The organism is Sulfuricaulis sp., from assembly GCF_040901545.1.
Lineage (GTDB): Bacteria > Pseudomonadota > Gammaproteobacteria > Acidiferrobacterales > Sulfurifustaceae > Sulfuricaulis.
Map to the genome: position 1 here is coordinate 90,192 of NZ_JBBDYL010000038.1, position 15,680 is coordinate 105,871.

18 protein-coding genes are annotated in these 15,680 nt (G+C 60.5%); 9 read left to right on the top strand and 9 right to left on the bottom strand.

Annotated elements, in window-relative coordinates; all coding sequences use genetic code 11:
• Positions 1 to 127: 127 nt before the first annotated feature.
• Positions 128 to 790, top strand: a complete 663-nt coding sequence (locus WD823_RS06795; protein WP_368428728.1) for a peroxiredoxin — start codon at positions 128 to 130, stop codon at positions 788 to 790.
• Positions 791 to 848: 58 nt separating this feature from the next.
• Here the strand turns inward: WD823_RS06795 and WD823_RS06800 are convergent, their stop codons facing one another.
• From WD823_RS06800 to WD823_RS06810, 3 genes are read right to left on the bottom strand one after another with little or no spacing between them, the layout of a single operon-like run.
• Positions 849 to 1,604, bottom strand: coding sequence for a PD-(D/E)XK nuclease family protein (locus tag WD823_RS06800; RefSeq protein WP_368428729.1), 756 nt, complete (start codon positions 1,602 to 1,604; stop codon positions 849 to 851).
• Between the two features lie 18 nt (positions 1,605 to 1,622).
• Positions 1,623 to 2,096: a TerB family tellurite resistance protein gene (locus WD823_RS06805; RefSeq protein WP_368428730.1), complete on the bottom strand. Its 474-nt coding sequence runs from the start codon at positions 2,094 to 2,096 to the stop codon at positions 1,623 to 1,625.
• Between the two features lie 14 nt (positions 2,097 to 2,110).
• Entirely contained in the window at positions 2,111 to 3,409 is a 1,299-nt protein-coding gene (locus WD823_RS06810; protein WP_368428731.1) for an MFS transporter, read from the bottom strand.
• A 44-nt stretch (positions 3,410 to 3,453) separates the two neighbouring features.
• Between WD823_RS06810 and WD823_RS06815 the strand changes: the two genes are divergently transcribed.
• Complete coding sequence (locus tag WD823_RS06815; protein ID WP_368428732.1) at positions 3,454 to 3,630, top strand: hypothetical protein; 177 nt, start codon at positions 3,454 to 3,456, stop codon at positions 3,628 to 3,630.
• Between the two features lie 29 nt (positions 3,631 to 3,659).
• On the opposite strand, the gene WD823_RS06820 is transcribed toward WD823_RS06815, so the two are convergent.
• Positions 3,660 to 5,279 carry a rhodanese-like domain-containing protein gene (locus WD823_RS06820; protein WP_368428733.1) on the bottom strand — a complete coding sequence of 540 codons (1,620 nt, stop codon included), beginning with the start codon at positions 5,277 to 5,279 and terminating at the stop codon, positions 3,660 to 3,662.
• A 271-nt stretch (positions 5,280 to 5,550) separates the two neighbouring features.
• Between WD823_RS06820 and WD823_RS06825 the strand changes: the two genes are divergently transcribed.
• Together WD823_RS06825 and WD823_RS06830 are read left to right on the top strand one after the other, a co-directional pair.
• Positions 5,551 to 5,787 carry a hypothetical protein gene (locus tag WD823_RS06825; RefSeq protein ID WP_368428734.1) on the top strand — a complete coding sequence of 79 codons (237 nt, stop codon included), beginning with the start codon at positions 5,551 to 5,553 and terminating at the stop codon, positions 5,785 to 5,787.
• A gap of 141 nt (positions 5,788 to 5,928) precedes the next feature.
• Positions 5,929 to 6,117 (top strand): twin transmembrane helix small protein, encoded by a 189-nt coding sequence (locus WD823_RS06830; protein ID WP_368428735.1) that lies wholly within the window; start codon positions 5,929 to 5,931, stop codon positions 6,115 to 6,117.
• Between the two features lie 98 nt (positions 6,118 to 6,215).
• Here WD823_RS06830 and WD823_RS06835 read toward each other — a convergent pair whose 3' ends face one another.
• Positions 6,216 to 6,548: a cupin gene (locus tag WD823_RS06835; protein WP_368428736.1), complete on the bottom strand. Its 333-nt coding sequence runs from the start codon at positions 6,546 to 6,548 to the stop codon at positions 6,216 to 6,218.
• A 380-nt stretch (positions 6,549 to 6,928) separates the two neighbouring features.
• Between WD823_RS06835 and WD823_RS06840 the strand changes: the two genes are divergently transcribed.
• From WD823_RS06840 to WD823_RS06850, 3 genes are all read left to right on the top strand, one after another.
• Entirely contained in the window at positions 6,929 to 8,164 is a 1,236-nt protein-coding gene (locus tag WD823_RS06840; protein WP_368428737.1) for a sorbosone dehydrogenase family protein, read from the top strand.
• 158 nt (positions 8,165 to 8,322) lie between these two features.
• Positions 8,323 to 8,739, top strand: coding sequence for a CBS domain-containing protein (locus WD823_RS06845; protein ID WP_368428738.1), 417 nt, complete (start codon positions 8,323 to 8,325; stop codon positions 8,737 to 8,739).
• Between the two features lie 160 nt (positions 8,740 to 8,899).
• Positions 8,900 to 9,142, top strand: a complete 243-nt coding sequence (locus tag WD823_RS06850; RefSeq protein ID WP_368428739.1) for a hypothetical protein — start codon at positions 8,900 to 8,902, stop codon at positions 9,140 to 9,142.
• Between the two features lie 125 nt (positions 9,143 to 9,267).
• Here the strand turns inward: WD823_RS06850 and WD823_RS06855 are convergent, their stop codons facing one another.
• A complete protein-coding gene (locus WD823_RS06855) occupies positions 9,268 to 9,873 on the bottom strand; it encodes an arylesterase (RefSeq protein ID WP_368428740.1) in 606 nt (201 codons plus the stop codon).
• A 10-nt stretch (positions 9,874 to 9,883) separates the two neighbouring features.
• On the opposite strand from WD823_RS06855, the gene WD823_RS06860 reads away from it, so the two are divergent.
• Positions 9,884 to 10,561 carry an ABC transporter ATP-binding protein gene (locus WD823_RS06860; RefSeq protein WP_368428767.1) on the top strand — a complete coding sequence of 226 codons (678 nt, stop codon included), beginning with the start codon at positions 9,884 to 9,886 and terminating at the stop codon, positions 10,559 to 10,561.
• A gap of 3 nt (positions 10,562 to 10,564) precedes the next feature.
• On the top strand, positions 10,565 to 13,060 hold the full coding sequence (locus WD823_RS06865) for an ABC transporter permease (RefSeq protein ID WP_368428741.1): 2,496 nt from the start codon (positions 10,565 to 10,567) through the stop codon (positions 13,058 to 13,060).
• 136 nt (positions 13,061 to 13,196) lie between these two features.
• On the opposite strand, the gene WD823_RS06870 is transcribed toward WD823_RS06865, so the two are convergent.
• The 3 genes from WD823_RS06870 to WD823_RS06880 form a co-directional block, all read right to left on the bottom strand.
• Positions 13,197 to 13,799, bottom strand: coding sequence for a DUF1080 domain-containing protein (locus WD823_RS06870; protein WP_368428742.1), 603 nt, complete (start codon positions 13,797 to 13,799; stop codon positions 13,197 to 13,199).
• Positions 13,800 to 14,015: 216 nt separating this feature from the next.
• On the bottom strand, positions 14,016 to 14,198 hold the full coding sequence (locus WD823_RS06875; RefSeq protein ID WP_368428743.1) for a hypothetical protein: 183 nt from the start codon (positions 14,196 to 14,198) through the stop codon (positions 14,016 to 14,018).
• A gap of 479 nt (positions 14,199 to 14,677) precedes the next feature.
• Entirely contained in the window at positions 14,678 to 15,607 is a 930-nt protein-coding gene (locus WD823_RS06880) for a cupin domain-containing protein (protein WP_368428744.1), read from the bottom strand.
• Positions 15,608 to 15,680: the final 73 nt, after the last annotated feature.

The following is a 15,680-nucleotide window of genomic DNA, read 5'->3' on the forward strand; positions in this document are numbered from 1 at the left end:
AATCGTGTTAGATATATAAGCCGACGAAAAATTTGGTAGCATTACGTGCCCGCAATGGAACCGTTCGCGGGCGCGAACGATCAAAACAGCCATCAAACAAAATCAGCTTGATTTACAGGAGGGTATTATGGGATTACGCATAGGTGACGATGCACCCGACTTTACCGCCGAAACCACGGAAGGAAAGATCGAGTTTCACAAATGGATTGGAGACGGCTGGGCCATGTTGTTCTCCCATCCCAAGGATTTCACGCCGGTATGCACCACGGAACTGGGATTCCTGGCGAAACTCAAACCGGAATTCGAAAAACGTAATTGCAAAATCATCGGTTTGAGCGTGGACTCGGTCGAGGATCACAAGCGCTGGGCCAAGGATATCGCCGAAGCGACGGGCAATGCGCTCAATTATCCGCTGATCGGTGATACCAACCTCGAAGTCGCGAAGCTGTACGACATGATCCACCCGAACGCCAGCGGCAATGCCACGGGCCGCACGGCGGCGGACAACGCCACCGTGCGCTCGGTATTCATGATCGGCCCCGACAAGAAAATCAAGCTCATGCTTACCTACCCGATGAGCACGGGACGCGATTTCAATGAAGTCCTGCGCGCGCTTGATTCCTGCCAGCTGACCGCCAAGCACAAGGTGGCGACACCGGTGAACTGGAAGCAGGGTCAGGACGTGATCATTGTCCCTTCCGTGTCGGACGAGGAGGCCAAGAAAAAATTCCCCGACGGCTGGAAGGCGCCCAAACCATACATGCGCTTCGTTCCGCAACCGCGCAACTGAATTCGTCGGGAAACACCATCAAGGGCGCCTTCGGGCGCCCTTGTGTTTGGCCGGATACCTAAACTGACTCTTGTTCCACTTCTTGCGCCGCGGCGCGGTAGTTGCAGAACTCGCAGACAGGGTTGAGCGGCGGGATATCGTTCGATGTCAGGCAGCGGTGGGCCGCCTCGATGCACGGTTCCACCCAACCGTCATCGCCGACGTAGGGAATGATTTTTACGGAAAATTCCAGTCTGCCGTCGAAGCTTTCACGGTTGCGGCGGCCGTTGCAGTAGACGAAGTAGCCGGTCGCGGATATGTTCAGGCCGGCGCGACGCAGCAGCCATTGATAAATTTCCATCTGGCGCTTGTAGGAAATCTGCCAGTCGGCGTCGATATTGACCTCGCTGTCCTTGCTGGTGGATTTGTAATCGACAACGCTCACCTCGCCCTTCGGGTCAATCCACAAATCATCCACCGCCCCGGATATGATCAGATTGGTGGCTGCGTGGTGGTGCGTCACTCCCTTGAAGTTTTCGCGCCAATCGGCAAGCCGCGCGTCCCGATAAGGTATGGCATCGATGCCGTGCACCTGCATGAGCGGATGGGGTTCGCCAATAGCCCGATAGAGGTCGAATTCCTTCTTGAGCAGGTGGTCCACCGCGGAGTTGAGATTGAACGGCGGTCCCGAGGGCTGGCCGATGCCCAACCGGCGGTCGAGATAAAAGCAACGCGGGCAATTCAGATAATCCTCCAGCTTGGAGCGAGACAGCTTGAAAGGCTTGCGGGCCGCCGGCTCGAATAGGTTCCGTGTACGGCGGGTAGGCGTGGACATCGACTTGGATAACAATGCCTATTTTCTTCGCCGGCGGGCGGCATGCAGCGCGCGCTCGCGCGCGGCAATTTGTATTGGCCGCGGGACATGCAGCAGATCAGCAATCTTGTGCGCCAGGGTGCGCTCGAAGCGGTCGATCTCGTGGTCGGCGGCGGCTACCTGCCACATGTGCTCGACCACCTGCTCCTTCTGCGCCGGGGTGTAGTGTTTGTTGATGAGTGCGGTGAACTGATAGTAATCGGTGGCCTGCTCCGCCTCGGCCTCCGCCAAGCGCACGAGTTCAGCCGTCTCCCCGGCCGTGAGTTCGAATCGCGCCTGGATTGCGTCCGTCATGGCATGGCGTTCGACATCCTTGAGTTCGCGGTCCATGCGCATGACCTCGAACAGCAGCGCGGCCGTGGCGACTTGCAAGGCGTGATGTGCGCTCTCGCCCTCCTCCCGTCCGGCCGGAAGAATGCGCTGGTCAAAAAACTGTTTCAGGTTTTGCAGCATGGGAACCGCGGATTTTACCGCAGCGGTCCGTCCCGAGTCTCCGTGCTTATACCCAATTCGACATTGCCGGTGATGTCCACCGCCGCCGCTGGCGAATGCAGAACCCGCTTTTCTGTCGCCAAGTCAGGCAGGAATCCGGCGAGCAGGCCGATGACCGGGAGAAATGCGCAAACATGAAACACGAACTGGATGCTGGTCGCATCGGCGAGCTCACCCAGCACCGCCGCACCGATCCCCCCGAGGCCGAAGGCAAAACCGAAGAACAGGCCGGCGACGGTGCCAACCCGGGAAGGCATCAGTTCCTGCGCGTAAACCACAATTGCCGGAAACGCGGACGCGAGGATAAAGCCGATCAGCACGCTGAGCACGCCGGTCCAGAACAGGTTGACATACGGCAGCAGCAAGGTGAAAGGCAGCACGCCGAGGATTGAAACCCAGATCACGAGCTTACGACCGAAGCGGTCGCCGATCGGTCCTCCCGCGAACGTGCCGATGGCGACGGCGGCGAGAAACGCGAACAGGTGAATCTGGGCGCTGCGCACCGAAACCTGAAACTGATCGATCAAATAAAATATGTAGTAGCTGTTAATGCTGGCCGTGTAAAAGAACTTCGAGAAAACCAGGGCGATCAGCACGGCGATGGCCAGTGTCACTTTGACGCTCGGAAGCGCGGCCCGCGTACCGTCCTTCTCGGTGCGCGATTTAATCCGCACCAGCCCGCGCTCCTTGTACCAGTGCGCCACTCGCACCAGCAGGAAAATCCCGAGCAGTGCCGCGAGCGAAAACCAGGCGACGCTGGACTGCCCGTATCGCAGCACGATGAATGCGGCGACCAGTGGACCGAGGGCGGAGCCGGTACTGCCACCCACCTGAAACAGCGATTGCGCCAATCCGTGTCGGCCGCCCGAGGCCATGCGCGCGACGCGCGACGACTCCGGGTGGAACACCGATGAGCCGGCGCCCACCAGCGCCGCCGCCAGCAACAGTGTGGCGTAATTGTGAGCGTACGCCAGCAGCAGCAAGCCGGCCAGCGAAAAGCCCATGCCGGTCGCGAGCGAATACGGCTTCGGTTTGCGGTCGGTGTAGAAACCGACCATCGGTTGCAGCACCGAGGCGGTGAATTGAAACGTGAACGTAAGCACGCCGATCTGGCCGAAATCGAGACCGTAATTAGTTTTCAGCATCGGGTAAATCGCCGGCAACAGCGACTGCATCATGTCGTTGAGCAAATGACAGACGCTGATGGCGGCCAGGATGGGGAACGCCGTTTGCGCCGCCGTGGGATTGCCGTCTCCGGCCCGAATCGTGCTCACATGATTTAATGATTATTGTTTCTGAAATCCTAGCATAAAACCCGGTGCTGCCGCTTCGTTGTCTTCCGGGTTCGAAGGCGGATATACTGCTGGGTGCCGTCGCGCAACGCTGGTTCGCGCTCGACGTTTCATGCCCTGCACTTCCCGCGTTGACCGCGTGGTATCGACGGCTGCGCGAACACCCGGCGTTTGCGCAGCACGTGGACCTGCCGCTTCCCTAAGGCCGTTTACGCAAAACCCATCGCGACTTCTAATCCGTCGCCCGGGGCGGTGACGCGAACGTAAGGTCGCCGTCACGTTCGAGCTGTTCCAGCAATTGAAACTCCCATTCGAGATAAGCGCGCATCAAGTCCTCGCGCTGATTTTCGCCCAGATGGTATGGACGCAGGTAAACGTCGTCGGGCGCGTCCGCCATGCGCTCGTCATCCTGGGCGAGCGGCAGATCACGCGCGCGCCAGGCCGCGGTTCCGCCGTCCAGCACGCGCACCGGTGCTTCGACCAAGCGCGTCGCCTCGGACGCCGCCAATCGCGCCAGCCGTCCGTCCTCCGACGTGAGTACAACGAGCGGCGCGCGCGGAATTTTTTTGATACTGGACATCAAGCGGGCACGAATGGCAAACCAGGCGCCCGGTATATGGCCCGCGCGATAGTTGAGGCTGCGCGCCAGATCGATCACCACCGCCTTGCCCCGTTCCATCAGCGCTGCAAGCTCCGCCGCGGTAATCGCATCGACCCGCGCCGCGTCGAGTCCCAGCACGGGCGCCGGCGGCATGCCAGTCTCGATCGGCCCGGCCATGCGTATATCGCGCAGCACGACCGTGTCGCGAAAACCCAGCTGCAGCATCCATGAGGCGACGAACACGGCGCGCACGCCCACATCGTCGATGAGAACGAGTCGCGCGTTGCGCGTCCCGACGTAGTGATCGGTGGCCTGCACCAGTTGCCCGCCGGGCGCACTAATGCTGCCGGCCGGATGTCCGGCCTCATATTCTTCCGGTGAGCGAACATCGAGCAGATAGAGCGAACGCTCCTCGATCTCCGCGCGCCAGACAGCGAGCGTGTCGGCACCGACGACGCGCACACCGAAACGTTCCGCCGCTCGCTGCGCCGCCGCCGGCGCCGCCTGGCGTGTGGCGGTGGACGCCGCCGGCGCACGGCGATCAGCGCCGCGTTCGAGCTTGAATCCCGCGAGATGCCAGCCCATCGTGCCGTTGCGCAACGCCGCCACGCGATTGGGAATCCCAGCGTTGATCAGCGTCTGCGCGCCGACGATGCTGCGCGTGCGCCCGGCGCAGTTCACGACGACGAAGGTATTGGGCGATGGAATCGCATCGCGCGCGCGATACGCCAGCTCCGCGCCGGGCAGCGAAATGCCACCCGGGATATTCTGCACGCGGTATTCATCCCAAGGCCGGCTGTCGAGTATTACGACGTCATCATCGCGATCGAGCATGGCCTTGAGCTCGGTCGCCGTGATCGACGGCGTGCCGTAAACATGCTCGACGTGTTCGCCGAATATCTTGCTCGGTACGTTGGTACCGATAAACAACTCGAAACCGGCGGTGCGCCATGCGGGTACGCCGCCCGCGAGCACCGCGACATCCGTGTAGCCGAAACGCGCGAGCTCGACGGCGGCGCGCTCCGCGAGACCCTCGGCGTCGTCGCACACGACGATGCGCGTGCTACGCCGCGGGACGATCCGCGACAATAGAAACTCCAGCCGGCTCAAAGGGACCGGCACCGCGAACAGGGGATGGCCGCGCGCGTGGACGCCCTCCTCGCGCACGTCGAGCAGCGCGAATTCACCGCCGTCGCGAACGATCGACTTGAGGAACGCCGGGCTTACCGTTCGCGGTGTATCGGTGGACATGGATCGGTAGTAATTTATATTGATGGAAAAAATATTAATCGAATAATCGGGGTTAAGGATTTGCCGGCCATGGTCGCCTCCTGTCGACTCGACGTGGGCAGGCTTTTGATAAAACATATGATGGCTTAACAGAGATTCTTATGAAAGAAGATCCGTCATGGTCTGTAAGGAAGCGCTGACGACCTGTCATCCAAGGTACGGCTTTAATCCATATCATTACCAAACCGGCCCCGAATGTGTATAGTCTTGCGGTAATCCGTGGGAAGTATTCATGGATATTGACCTCAACCGCGACCGTGTTTTCCCGCCACTGGCTCGTCCTCCCAAGGCGGGCGCCATGTCAGCGCGCCATCACCCGCTAAACCATACCACGCATCCGCAACGAGTCGCCTTGAGCATTTTTCTGCTGACTCTATTGTTGCTGTTCCCCGCTTCCGCGCTGCTGGCCCAGGATTATGGCTCATCGCGATTTCTAAGCCGAGGCATTAATCGGCAACTCAAGGCTTGATGATGGTGAAGTTGAAGTGAAACGGTGGAAATAAATGATTGGTTCAGTAAACTTTCGTTCTAAAATGTGTGGCCATACTCGTCTGAATTGATTGGCGGTTAATGAAATTAAATTAATCACACAACACAAACGGAGCAACTTTTGAAAATCATAACGATATTGATCATCCTGGCCCTCCTCGCTACCGTCGTCTCCATCGTGATGGGGGTCGGCTCCATGGCCAAGGGCGGTAAGTATGATGACAAGCACAGTGGTCAATTCATGAACGCGCGTATCATTTTTCAAGCCATGGCGGCCATGCTGCTCGTGATTGCGCTGATAGTGGGATAAGCCGTGCCGAACGACAGGGCCGCCGCATCAGCGACTCTATCTCAACCCGTCCGCGAAAACGAAATGTGAGAAAATATAGATCATCGAGCCTGGCCGCTTTAATTCCTGTTCGACACAATAGTTACCAACACGGAAGCGTCCTCGATTCCTTTGAGAGCGTGCAGATCGTCTCCCGCGAGATACACAAACTCACCGGCATGCAGCACCTGTTTCCGGCCCGGTGAGATGTGCTCAACCACACCTTCGAGGCATTGAATCGTGATTTCGCCGCGCACCTTGTGCTCGGCGAACTCTTCGCCCTTGAGGAGGATGTATCGAAAAACCTGAAGCTGATCGGTTTTCACGAGGGTAACCGAAATGGATTGCTGCAACTCCTTGCCCAGTGGTCGAATGTTAACAATCTCGCCGGATGCTGCATGATGAAGCGCCATAGAGTTCCTCCCGGAAACATTTTCCCTGTACCTCCGGAACAGCTTGCCTCGTTTTCAGGTTCAGATCAAATTATCTCCAGCGGGAGGGTGCAAGTGATTTATCGAACTGACTTTTAAACTCTTTCACTCGCAATTGTGTCGCTGCCGCGAGCGGAATGAGTTCCGCCGGTTTGGAAAACGCAGCCGGTTAAGTCAAAAATAGGTGAAACTGTGATTTGCAGGGTCCACGCGGATGTTCCGCTTGCCCACTGTTTCGCGCCACACGTCATGTCAATTCTCTGTGCCCCTTCACAAATGGAACAAATTTCCTGATCCTAGCGTCAATCATACACGGCCTGACGCGGCGCATTTTCGCCGCGCCGTCCCAGGAGCGGTAATCCATGTCCCACCGAACAGCCACTGCGTCCCTCCACGTCACTTCCGCCGCGCTCGCCGTCTCCGTGCTGATCGCAACCGGCTGCAGCACCGGCGGCAGCAGTAGCTCCAACTCGCAGATGCAACCGACGAATATTCCGGCGCTGACGCTCGAACGTGCCTTTCCGTCGTTGAATTTTGCGAGTCCGGTGGCGATGCTGCAGGCGCCGGGCGACAACACGCGCTGGTTCGTCGTCGAGCGTGGCGGCAACTCGGTCAACGGCAAGGTGATCGTTTTTCCCAACAATACCACCGCCACACCGACGCAAACCTCCGAGTTAATCAGCATTCCTGTTGATGCCTCCGGCGAAGGTGGCTTGCTGGGTGTGGCATTCCATCCGAATTTCCCGACCACACCGCAGGTTTTTCTCTCCTATACGCGCACCGGCCCCGACGCCCAACATCCGCTCACCTCCGTCATCTCGCGTTTCACCAGCAACGACGGCGGCAACACGCTCGATCCCGACAGCGAACGGCAAATCCTCACGCTCGATCAACCTTTCGCCAATCACAACGGCGGGCATATCGCCTTCGACCGCTTCGGAAAATTGTTTATCGGCCTCGGCGACGGCGGCTCGGGCGACGATCCGCAGGACCACGGGCAAAACGTCAATACCCTGCTGGGCGCAATGCTGCGTATCGACGTCGACGGCATTCCGGCGGCGGGCAAGAACTACGCGATACCGGGCGACAATCCCTTCGCCGGCGGTGGCGGTGCACCGGAAATCTATTCCTGGGGGCTGCGCAATCCCTGGCGTTGGAGCTTCGATCGCGACACCGGTCAACTGTGGCTGGGTGACGTTGGCCAAGGCGCCTGGGAAGAGATCGATATCATTGAACGCGGCGGCAACTACGGATGGAAGCCATGCGAGGGCGCGCATCTGCGAGGTTCATCCACGGCCTGCGGTAACGCGGCTTTTATCGATCCGATCGCCGAATACGAGCATTCCCAGGGCTGCTCGATCACCGGCGGTTACGTTTATCGCGGTACAAGCATTCCCGGTTTGTTCGGCGTCTATCTGTTCGGGGATTTTTGTTCCGGGACCATCTGGACTTTACGCGAGACATCCGGCGGCGCGCCTCTCGTGGAATCCGCCATCAGCAGCGGGCTGTCGGTGGTCTCGTTCGGACAATCCCTTGACGGTGAGGTTTATGTCGTCAACCTTGGCGGCACGCTGCATAAGATCATCCCGCTGCCGTAATCGAACCTGAGGGTGTCTGACCCCGCGGACGCGTTTATCGGTTCCGGCCCTGTATTATTTCGAATGCCGCGGCATTTTGATTACGATCAACGACAACACCGCTATTTTCCATTCAAATATCACCATGTCGCCAGCCGATGGTGACAAAGGAGGTGGTTATGCAAGTAAAGAAAATTATGACGCAAAAGTTGGAATCCATTCTGCCTACGGCGTCGTTACGCGAGGCCGCGCGGAGGATGCGCGATCTCCAGGTCGGTTCGCTACCGGTGGCGGAGGAAGGCGAGCTGATCGGCATGATCACGGATCGCGACATCTGTTGCCGGGGCGTGGCCGACGGTTTCGACCCGGAGCACACCGAGGTTCATAAGATCATGTCGCGCGACGTCAAATTCTGCTTTAGCGAAGACAGCGTGTCCGAAGCCGTGCAGCAGATGGAGGAACACCACATCCGGCGGCTCGCCGTGCTGAACCGTGACAAGACCTTAGCCGGTTTTTTGTCGGTGGACGACCTCGCGCACTTCTCGTGCCAGTTGGCCGGTGAGGTGCTGGATTCCGCCCGGCCCGCGCACCACTGAGCGAACGCGCGTCTGAACAAGCCCGGTCCTGTCCTTCCGCTGAGGAGGGGAGAGTATGGCGTCGACGCGCGACTGCGTGCCTGCTCACAAAGTGCTGTAACGTGACCACGGCGGATCACCTCATCGCCCACTACTCATCCTTATTGAACACGAAACCACTATGAGTGCTTCGGATTTCGGCATCCGTGTGGAATGTTATGCCGGGTACCGTGGTGAGCAGGAACCGCGGCGCTTCTGGCTGGGCGCGCGCCCGGTCGCGGTCGCGGAGATTCTGGATCGCTGGCTCGCGCCCGAGCACCGCTATTTCAAGGTTCGCGGTGACGATGCCGGCGCCTACCTTCTGCGGCACGACACTCGCGCCGACCGTTGGGAACTCACGTTGTTCGAGAGCCGGCCGGGTTAATCCGGCTCCACACCCGGTCCTCTCTGAGAATGACCGAGCTTGACCGCTTAATTTTCCGCGCCTACCTGTAATTTGATCCATAATGGTACGCGTCGCACGGTAGCAACGCGCGCCTCAAAGTTATTTCACAGCAACGGCCGCAAATATGGCCAGAAGTTGTCCAGTATCCGCCACTGCGCCTTGGCATTGGGATGTAATCGGTCCGGCTGCATCAATTCGCGATAGGTGACGATATCATCGAGCATATCCGGCACCAGCGCCACGCCCTGCTCGCGCGCGATTTCCCGGTAAACACGCCGGAACTTTCCGGCATAAGTACCGCCATAGTTGGGCGGGAGTTGCACGCCGGCCAGCAGCACGCGCGCCTTGATGTCCTTGGCTTTCGTGACCATCGCCGTGATGTTATGTTTCAACTGCGCGAGTGAAAGTCCGCGCAAGCCGTCGTTGGCGCCAAGCTCGATGATGACGACCGCCGGCTTGTGCTCGTCGAGCAGCCGCGGCAGCCGCGCGAGGCCGTTGGCACTGGTGTCGCCGCTGATGCTGGCGTTGACGATCCGGTAGTCGAGTCGTTCCTGCGCGAGGCGTTTCTTGAGCAGCGCGACCCAGCCGGATTGCACATCCATGCCGTAAGCCGCGCTCAAGCTGTCGCCAACGACCAGCAGCGTGCGCTCGGCCGCGGACAGCGGCGCGAGCCACAGCAAACATAGTATTGCGAGAAATACACGACGCATGCCTGAGCACCTGAATGGAGTTATCGTCTCCGCCGCCGACCTTTCAAAACGGGTTGCCACGGCCGAAGGCGCGCTCGACATCTTGTCGGGTGTGAATCTCGAGATCAAGACCGGCGAGCGCGTCGCGATCATCGGCGTGTCCGGGTCGGGCAAGTCGACGCTGATCGGGCTGCTGGCCGGACTCGATACGCCCACGCAGGGTGAGGTCACGCTCGCCGGCGAACGCCTGGACCGTCTCGACGAGGACGGGCGCGCGCGGGTACGCGCCGGGCGTGTCGGTTTCGTGTTCCAGAGTTTTCAACTGCTGCCCGGCCTGACCGCGCTGGAAAACGTGATGTTGCCGCTCGAACTCGCCGGCCTGGCGGAGCCGCGCCGGGATGCGCGCGAGCTGCTCGAACGCGTGGGCCTGGGTTCGCGGTTGTCGCATTATCCGCAGCAGCTCTCGGGCGGCGAGCAGCAGCGCGTGGCGATCGCGCGCGCCTTCGCGATGCAGCCCACGATCCTGTTCGCCGACGAGCCTACCGGCAATCTCGACAGCGCCACCGGCGCGCGCGTCATCGATCTGCTCTTCGACCTGAACCGGGAGCGGCGCACCACGCTGGTGCTGGTGACGCACGACGAGCACATCGCCGCACGTTGCGAGCGCCATCTCTACCTCGAAGCCGGGCGCATCGTGGACCGCCGCTGACCGATGCGCGGATTGCACCATTTCCGCCTGGCTCTGCGTCTGCTCGCGCGCGACTGGCGCGCCGGCGAGCTGCGCATCCTGGCCGCGGCCGTGGTGATCGCGGTTGGTGCGGTCACCGCCATCGGCTTTTTCAACGACCGTCTCAACCGCGCCATGACCTATCAATCGGCCGATTTGCTGGGAGCCGATCTGCAACTGCGCGGTTCGCAGCCGGTTCCGGCGGAGTGGCGTCAGGCCGCCACCGAGCGCAACCTCCGACAGACCACTACACTCGAGTTCACCAGCGTGGTGGTGCGTGGCGACAAACTGCAGCTCGCCAGTGTCATGGCCGCCGGTCCGGGCTTTCCGCTGCGCGGTGCGTTGCGCACGGCCCCGGCCTTGTACGCCCCGGATGAAAAAATCAGCGAGCCTCCCGCCCCCGGCACGGTCTGGGCCGAGCCGCGCGTGCTGCAGGCGCTCGGACTCGAAATCGGCGCTCCCATCCAGATTGGCAACGCCAAGCTCACGGTCACGCGCGTGCTCACCTACGAACCGGGACGCGCCGGCAGATTCTTCGCTTTTGCCCCGCGCGTGCTGATGCGCGAGGACGATGTTCCGCGCACCGGCGTGATCCAACCCGGCAGTCGCGTCAACTACGGTTATCTTTTCTCCGGCGCCGACGCGGACCTGGCACGCTTCAAAGACTGGCTCACGCCGCGGCTGTCGCCCCATCACCGGCTGCTCGATGTGCGCGATGAAACCAGCTCGATCGGCCGCGCGCTCGCGCGCGCCGAGCGTTATCTCGGGCTCACCAGCCTGCTCGCCGTGATTCTTGCCGGTGTTGCCATCGCCATGGGCGCGCGCCGCTACGGCGAGCGCCACTACGATGTGAGCGCGATGTTGCGTTGCCTCGGCGCCACCCAGCGCGACGTCGTCGCGCTGTTTCTGCCGCAGTTCCTGGTGCTTGGCATCGCGGCGAGCGCGCTCGGCTGCGCCCTCGGCTGGCTCGCGCAGGAGGCGATCTTTTATCTGCTCAAGGAACTGCGACCGGCGGGACTGCCGCCGGCCGGCGTCATGCCGGTGGCGTTCGGCCTGCTTGCCGGCCTCGTCACGCTCGCCGGCTTTGCGCTGCCGCCGCTGCTGCGATTGAAGCGCGTGTCGCCGCTGCGCGTACTGCGCCGCGAGCTCGCGCCGCTGCCGCCGGCGGCCTGGGCGGTGTACGGCTCAGCGGCCGCGGCGGTGCTGGTATTGGCGTGGCGCTTCACCGGTGACCTGCTGCTCACGGCGGCGGTGCTGGCCGGCAGTCTCGCGGCAACCGTGGCGCTCGCGATTTTTGCCGGCGCGTTGCTGGCCGTGGGCCGGCGCCTGCACCGGCGCGTCGGCGTCGCCTGGCGCTTCGGGCTGAACAACCTGTGGCGGCGCACACGCACCAGCATCGGCCAGATCCTCGCCTTCGGGCTGGCGCTCATGGCCATGGCGGTGATCGCGCTGCTGCGCACCGATCTGCTCACCACCTGGCAGACGCAACTGCCGCCGGATACGCCGAATCATTTCGCGTTCAACATCCTGCCGCAGGAAGTAGGCGGCGTGCAGCGCTATTTCGCGGCCGAGCAAATCAAGACGACCGCGCTCTACCCCATGGTGCGCGGGCGGTTGACCGAGATCAACGGCAAACCGGTGACGCAGGCGGTGACCAAAGAGGAGTCGGACAACAATGCGCTCCGGCGCGAGCTCAATCTCAGCTGGGCTGACACGGTACCGCCCGACAACCGCCTGACGCGCGGCGCGTGGTGGGATGCATCGGGCACGGGCAACCGGGTGTCGGTGGAAGAAAAGCTCGCGAACAAGCTCGGCATCGGGCTCGACGACGAGCTGACGTTTTCGATTGCCGGCGAGACGCTGCCAGCACGGGTGGCGAGCATCCGCACGGTGCAGTGGGATTCGTTTCATCCCAACTTCTATATGATCTTCCAGCCCGGAGCGCTTGCGCCCTACCCGGCCACGTATCTCACGAGCTTTCATCTCGCGCCGGATCAGAAACCGCTGATCACGACGCTGGTGCGCGCGTTCCCGTCGGTGACGGTGCTCGAGATGGATCAAATCCTGGCGCAGGTGCGCGCGATCCTCGCGCAGGTGACGGCGGCCGTCGAGCTGGTGTTGACGTTCGTGCTCGCGGCCGGGTTTGCGGTATTGTTCGCCGCGCTCGCGGCCAGTCTCGATGAACGCTTCTACGAGGGCGCGTTGCTGCGCACGCTGGGGGCAAACCGCCGCCAGTTGCGCGCCGCGCATCTCGCCGAATTCGTCGTGCTCGGCGTGCTCGCGGGGCTGCTGGCCGCGATCGGTACCGAGCTCATCGCCTACGTGTTGTACACGCGCGCGTTCGATCTCGAATACAGCTTCAAGTGGCCGGTATGGCTGGCCGCACCGCTGGCCGGGGGAGCATTGATCGGGTTGGTCGGCTTCTTCGGCACCCGGCGGGTGGTGAACCAGAGCCCGTTGACCGTGCTGCGCGCGTCGTAGCATCCGCGTGACATCCGGCAACGCGCCCGTGGTACCCGCCGGCCGCAACGGGCTGACGGCGGCCGCGTTTTGGCGGTCCGCTGAATGCGGACCGCAACGCGTCACGCCGACGATTGACCTGAGAAATTAGCGCTAGCTACAGCGGCTTGATTTGAAACTTGCGAAACTTTACGACGCCGGCGGCATACTGCAAACCGATCGGCCCGCTGGCAAACTTACCGTCACGGGCGTCAGCCGTGCGCTTACCGTTTAACACCAAGGTCATGCGATCGCCCTTCACCGTGATCTCGTAGACGTTCCACTTGCCGCCGGCCTTCGGCATCGGCGATACCGGGGAGATATGAGTGATGGCGCCGGTGCCGTAAGTCGGGTCCTTGCGCTCGTCGAAGATATTGGCTTCGTAGCAGGTCTTGTCGGATATTTTGTTCAAGTCGGAACAGCGCATGAAGACGCCGCTGTTGGCGTCGTGGCTCACCCAGAATTCGACCCTGATCTGGAAATTCGAGTAGGCGTTTTTTGTCATCAGGTAGCTATAGGCCTTGTCGGGCGTCCGGTCGACCACGATGGCGCCGTCCTCCGCGCGCCAATTACCATCTCCGACGCGATTCCAGTTTTCCAGGCCGGATGCGCCGTCGATCAGCGTGATCCAACCTTCCTGAGTGTAAGTCTGACCGGCACATCCAAAACCGGTAAACACGACAACAAGCAAGCTCACTACTATTAGTGACAATCGTTTCATGGCGGTTTCTCCTCTATCCTTCGGATTTGTCGAGCGATAAACTTGAGTTTGTCCACCGTACTGCGTGAGTCATGCTACTGGCGTGCAACTTCAACTGTCAGCGGGATCCTTTGCTACTGTCCTGAGTAACAAAAAATGCCCCCCTCAATGGGGGGCGTTTTTAAGAGACTGACAGTATTCAACTCAAAATTAATTTCTATTTATTTTTCACCCTGATTACTTCTTCGGCTCCGGGCACTTCATTTCTTTGCCGTCGACCTTCACCATGTCTCCGGGCTTCTTGTCCTTACATGCCTTGGCAATGGCTTCGGCCATGTGCTTGGCGGCGAAGCTGGTGGTGCTCAATCCCAGTCCGGCAATAAAGGTAAGCGCCATAAGACCCGTCAATAACTTCTTCATGCTAATGCTCCTAAATAAATGTTGTGGTTAGAACTGATATATAGCAAGGATACCAATCCAGCCTCCCTGCGCGGCAATACTGTGCGCTCAAAACGGCAGCGCGTAAAGACGCGGTAATTCGATTACGCCATGCGTCATTAACAACCTGCCGGGGATGGCATGGACACATGCTAAGTGTGCGAAAAATATGAGTATTTCATTCTTCCGTCACCCCCTGATAGGCAAGGTCGGCGGCGAGAACGGACGGCGGGCGCGGCGCCCCCGACGTGACGGGAAAGGGGGATGGCGGCACTGCCCATCAGCCTCAAGGTCAATAGCCTTAAGCATCCGGTGGGGGAGTTGGCAGATCCGGTTTAAAACAGCGGAGTGATTTTTTTAAATCGCCTTACACTTCAGTTGATGCGGTTTACTCGAATATTTATTAATGAAAGCGGTAATCCGACTCCGGCAATCTCAAAAGCGATAGCAACTGCAAACTTCTAGCGCTTGGCGATGAGTTGACCACGCTGATATTGCTGTGGTGAGAGACCGGTGTGTTTCTTGAACGCCTTGGAAAACGCGGCGGCGGACTCGTATCCGCTCTGCTCGGCGATCCGGGCGAGTGGCATTCGGGTATCGCGCAACAGTTCCATGGCGCGGGTCATGCGAAGTTGCTTGAGATACTCGATGGGACCATAACCGAGCAGGTCCTGAAAACGCTTGGCGAACTTGGCGCGCGAGGCCCGCGCCTCGCGTCCCAGAATCGCCACCGTCCAGCGGTGCTCGGGCTTGCTGTGCATGGCGGCGAGCGCGCGACTGACCACGGGATCGGCGAATGCGGCGAGCAGGCCCACGGGCGTTTGCTGTTGTTGTGTCCATGCCCGCAGGAGATAAATCAGCAACGGCTCGGTGAGGCGGTTCATGATCGTTTGTGATCCATCGGTGCTCGTGTGTGCTTCACGATCGATGAGGGCGATGATACTGGCCATTTGACCAGCGTCATGCCCGGCGCGGATATGCATCACGCGCGGCAGGCGACGCAGCAAGGGGTGCGACCGGAGCTGATCCAGCTGGTAATACCCACAGAGAAAGACCGTGGGATCGCCTGACTTTTTGTCGTCGAGATTGGTGAAACGATTGAGGTCAGGCACGGCCAGCGCCTTGGGGATAACGGGCTGGGACTCGCCACGCCAGAGCCGGTGCGCATCGCCATAGGGCAGCACGACGATGTCTCCGGTGGCCAGTGAGACTCGCTGCCTGCGGTGCTCCGGTAGCAACTCGAATTCGGTCCCGCCGTCCTTGATGACATGAAACAGCATCTGTCCGCCCCGGGCTTCGAGCGCCATCTGCCAGTCGCCATGATAGGCGCAGCGGGCAAAGACGCCGCCCGTCACAGCCATATCCCGGAAAACGGTATCGAGGATTCCCATCGATCCACTTTCTAGCTCTATTTGGACGATTAGACAAGTTATTAGGACGGATCGATATCGTCAGTCCAGAATT

What these genes read in the sequence shown, in the direction of transcription:
- WD823_RS06805 (WP_368428730.1), bottom strand. Translation starts at nt 2,096, where the DNA reads ATGCTGCAAAACCTGAAACAGTTTTTTGACCAGCGCATTCTTCCGGCC.
- WD823_RS06845 (WP_368428738.1), top strand. Translation starts at nt 8,323, where the DNA reads ATGCAAGTAAAGAAAATTATGACGCAAAAGTTGGAATCCATTCTGCCT.
- WD823_RS06825 (WP_368428734.1), top strand. Translation starts at nt 5,551, where the DNA reads ATGGATATTGACCTCAACCGCGACCGTGTTTTCCCGCCACTGGCTCGT.
- WD823_RS06875 (WP_368428743.1), bottom strand. Translation starts at nt 14,198, where the DNA reads ATGAAGAAGTTATTGACGGGTCTTATGGCGCTTACCTTTATTGCCGGA.
- WD823_RS06855 (WP_368428740.1), bottom strand. Translation starts at nt 9,873, where the DNA reads ATGCGTCGTGTATTTCTCGCAATACTATGTTTGCTGTGGCTCGCGCCG.
- WD823_RS06865 (WP_368428741.1), top strand. Translation starts at nt 10,565, where the DNA reads ATGCGCGGATTGCACCATTTCCGCCTGGCTCTGCGTCTGCTCGCGCGC.
- WD823_RS06870 (WP_368428742.1), bottom strand. Translation starts at nt 13,799, where the DNA reads ATGAAACGATTGTCACTAATAGTAGTGAGCTTGCTTGTTGTCGTGTTT.
- WD823_RS06835 (WP_368428736.1), bottom strand. Translation starts at nt 6,548, where the DNA reads ATGGCGCTTCATCATGCAGCATCCGGCGAGATTGTTAACATTCGACCA.
- WD823_RS06850 (WP_368428739.1), top strand. Translation starts at nt 8,900, where the DNA reads ATGAGTGCTTCGGATTTCGGCATCCGTGTGGAATGTTATGCCGGGTAC.
- WD823_RS06880 (WP_368428744.1), bottom strand. Translation starts at nt 15,607, where the DNA reads ATGGGAATCCTCGATACCGTTTTCCGGGATATGGCTGTGACGGGCGGC.
- WD823_RS06800 (WP_368428729.1), bottom strand. Translation starts at nt 1,604, where the DNA reads ATGTCCACGCCTACCCGCCGTACACGGAACCTATTCGAGCCGGCGGCC.
- WD823_RS06840 (WP_368428737.1), top strand. Translation starts at nt 6,929, where the DNA reads ATGTCCCACCGAACAGCCACTGCGTCCCTCCACGTCACTTCCGCCGCG.
- WD823_RS06820 (WP_368428733.1), bottom strand. Translation starts at nt 5,279, where the DNA reads ATGTCCACCGATACACCGCGAACGGTAAGCCCGGCGTTCCTCAAGTCG.
- WD823_RS06795 (WP_368428728.1), top strand. Translation starts at nt 128, where the DNA reads ATGGGATTACGCATAGGTGACGATGCACCCGACTTTACCGCCGAAACC.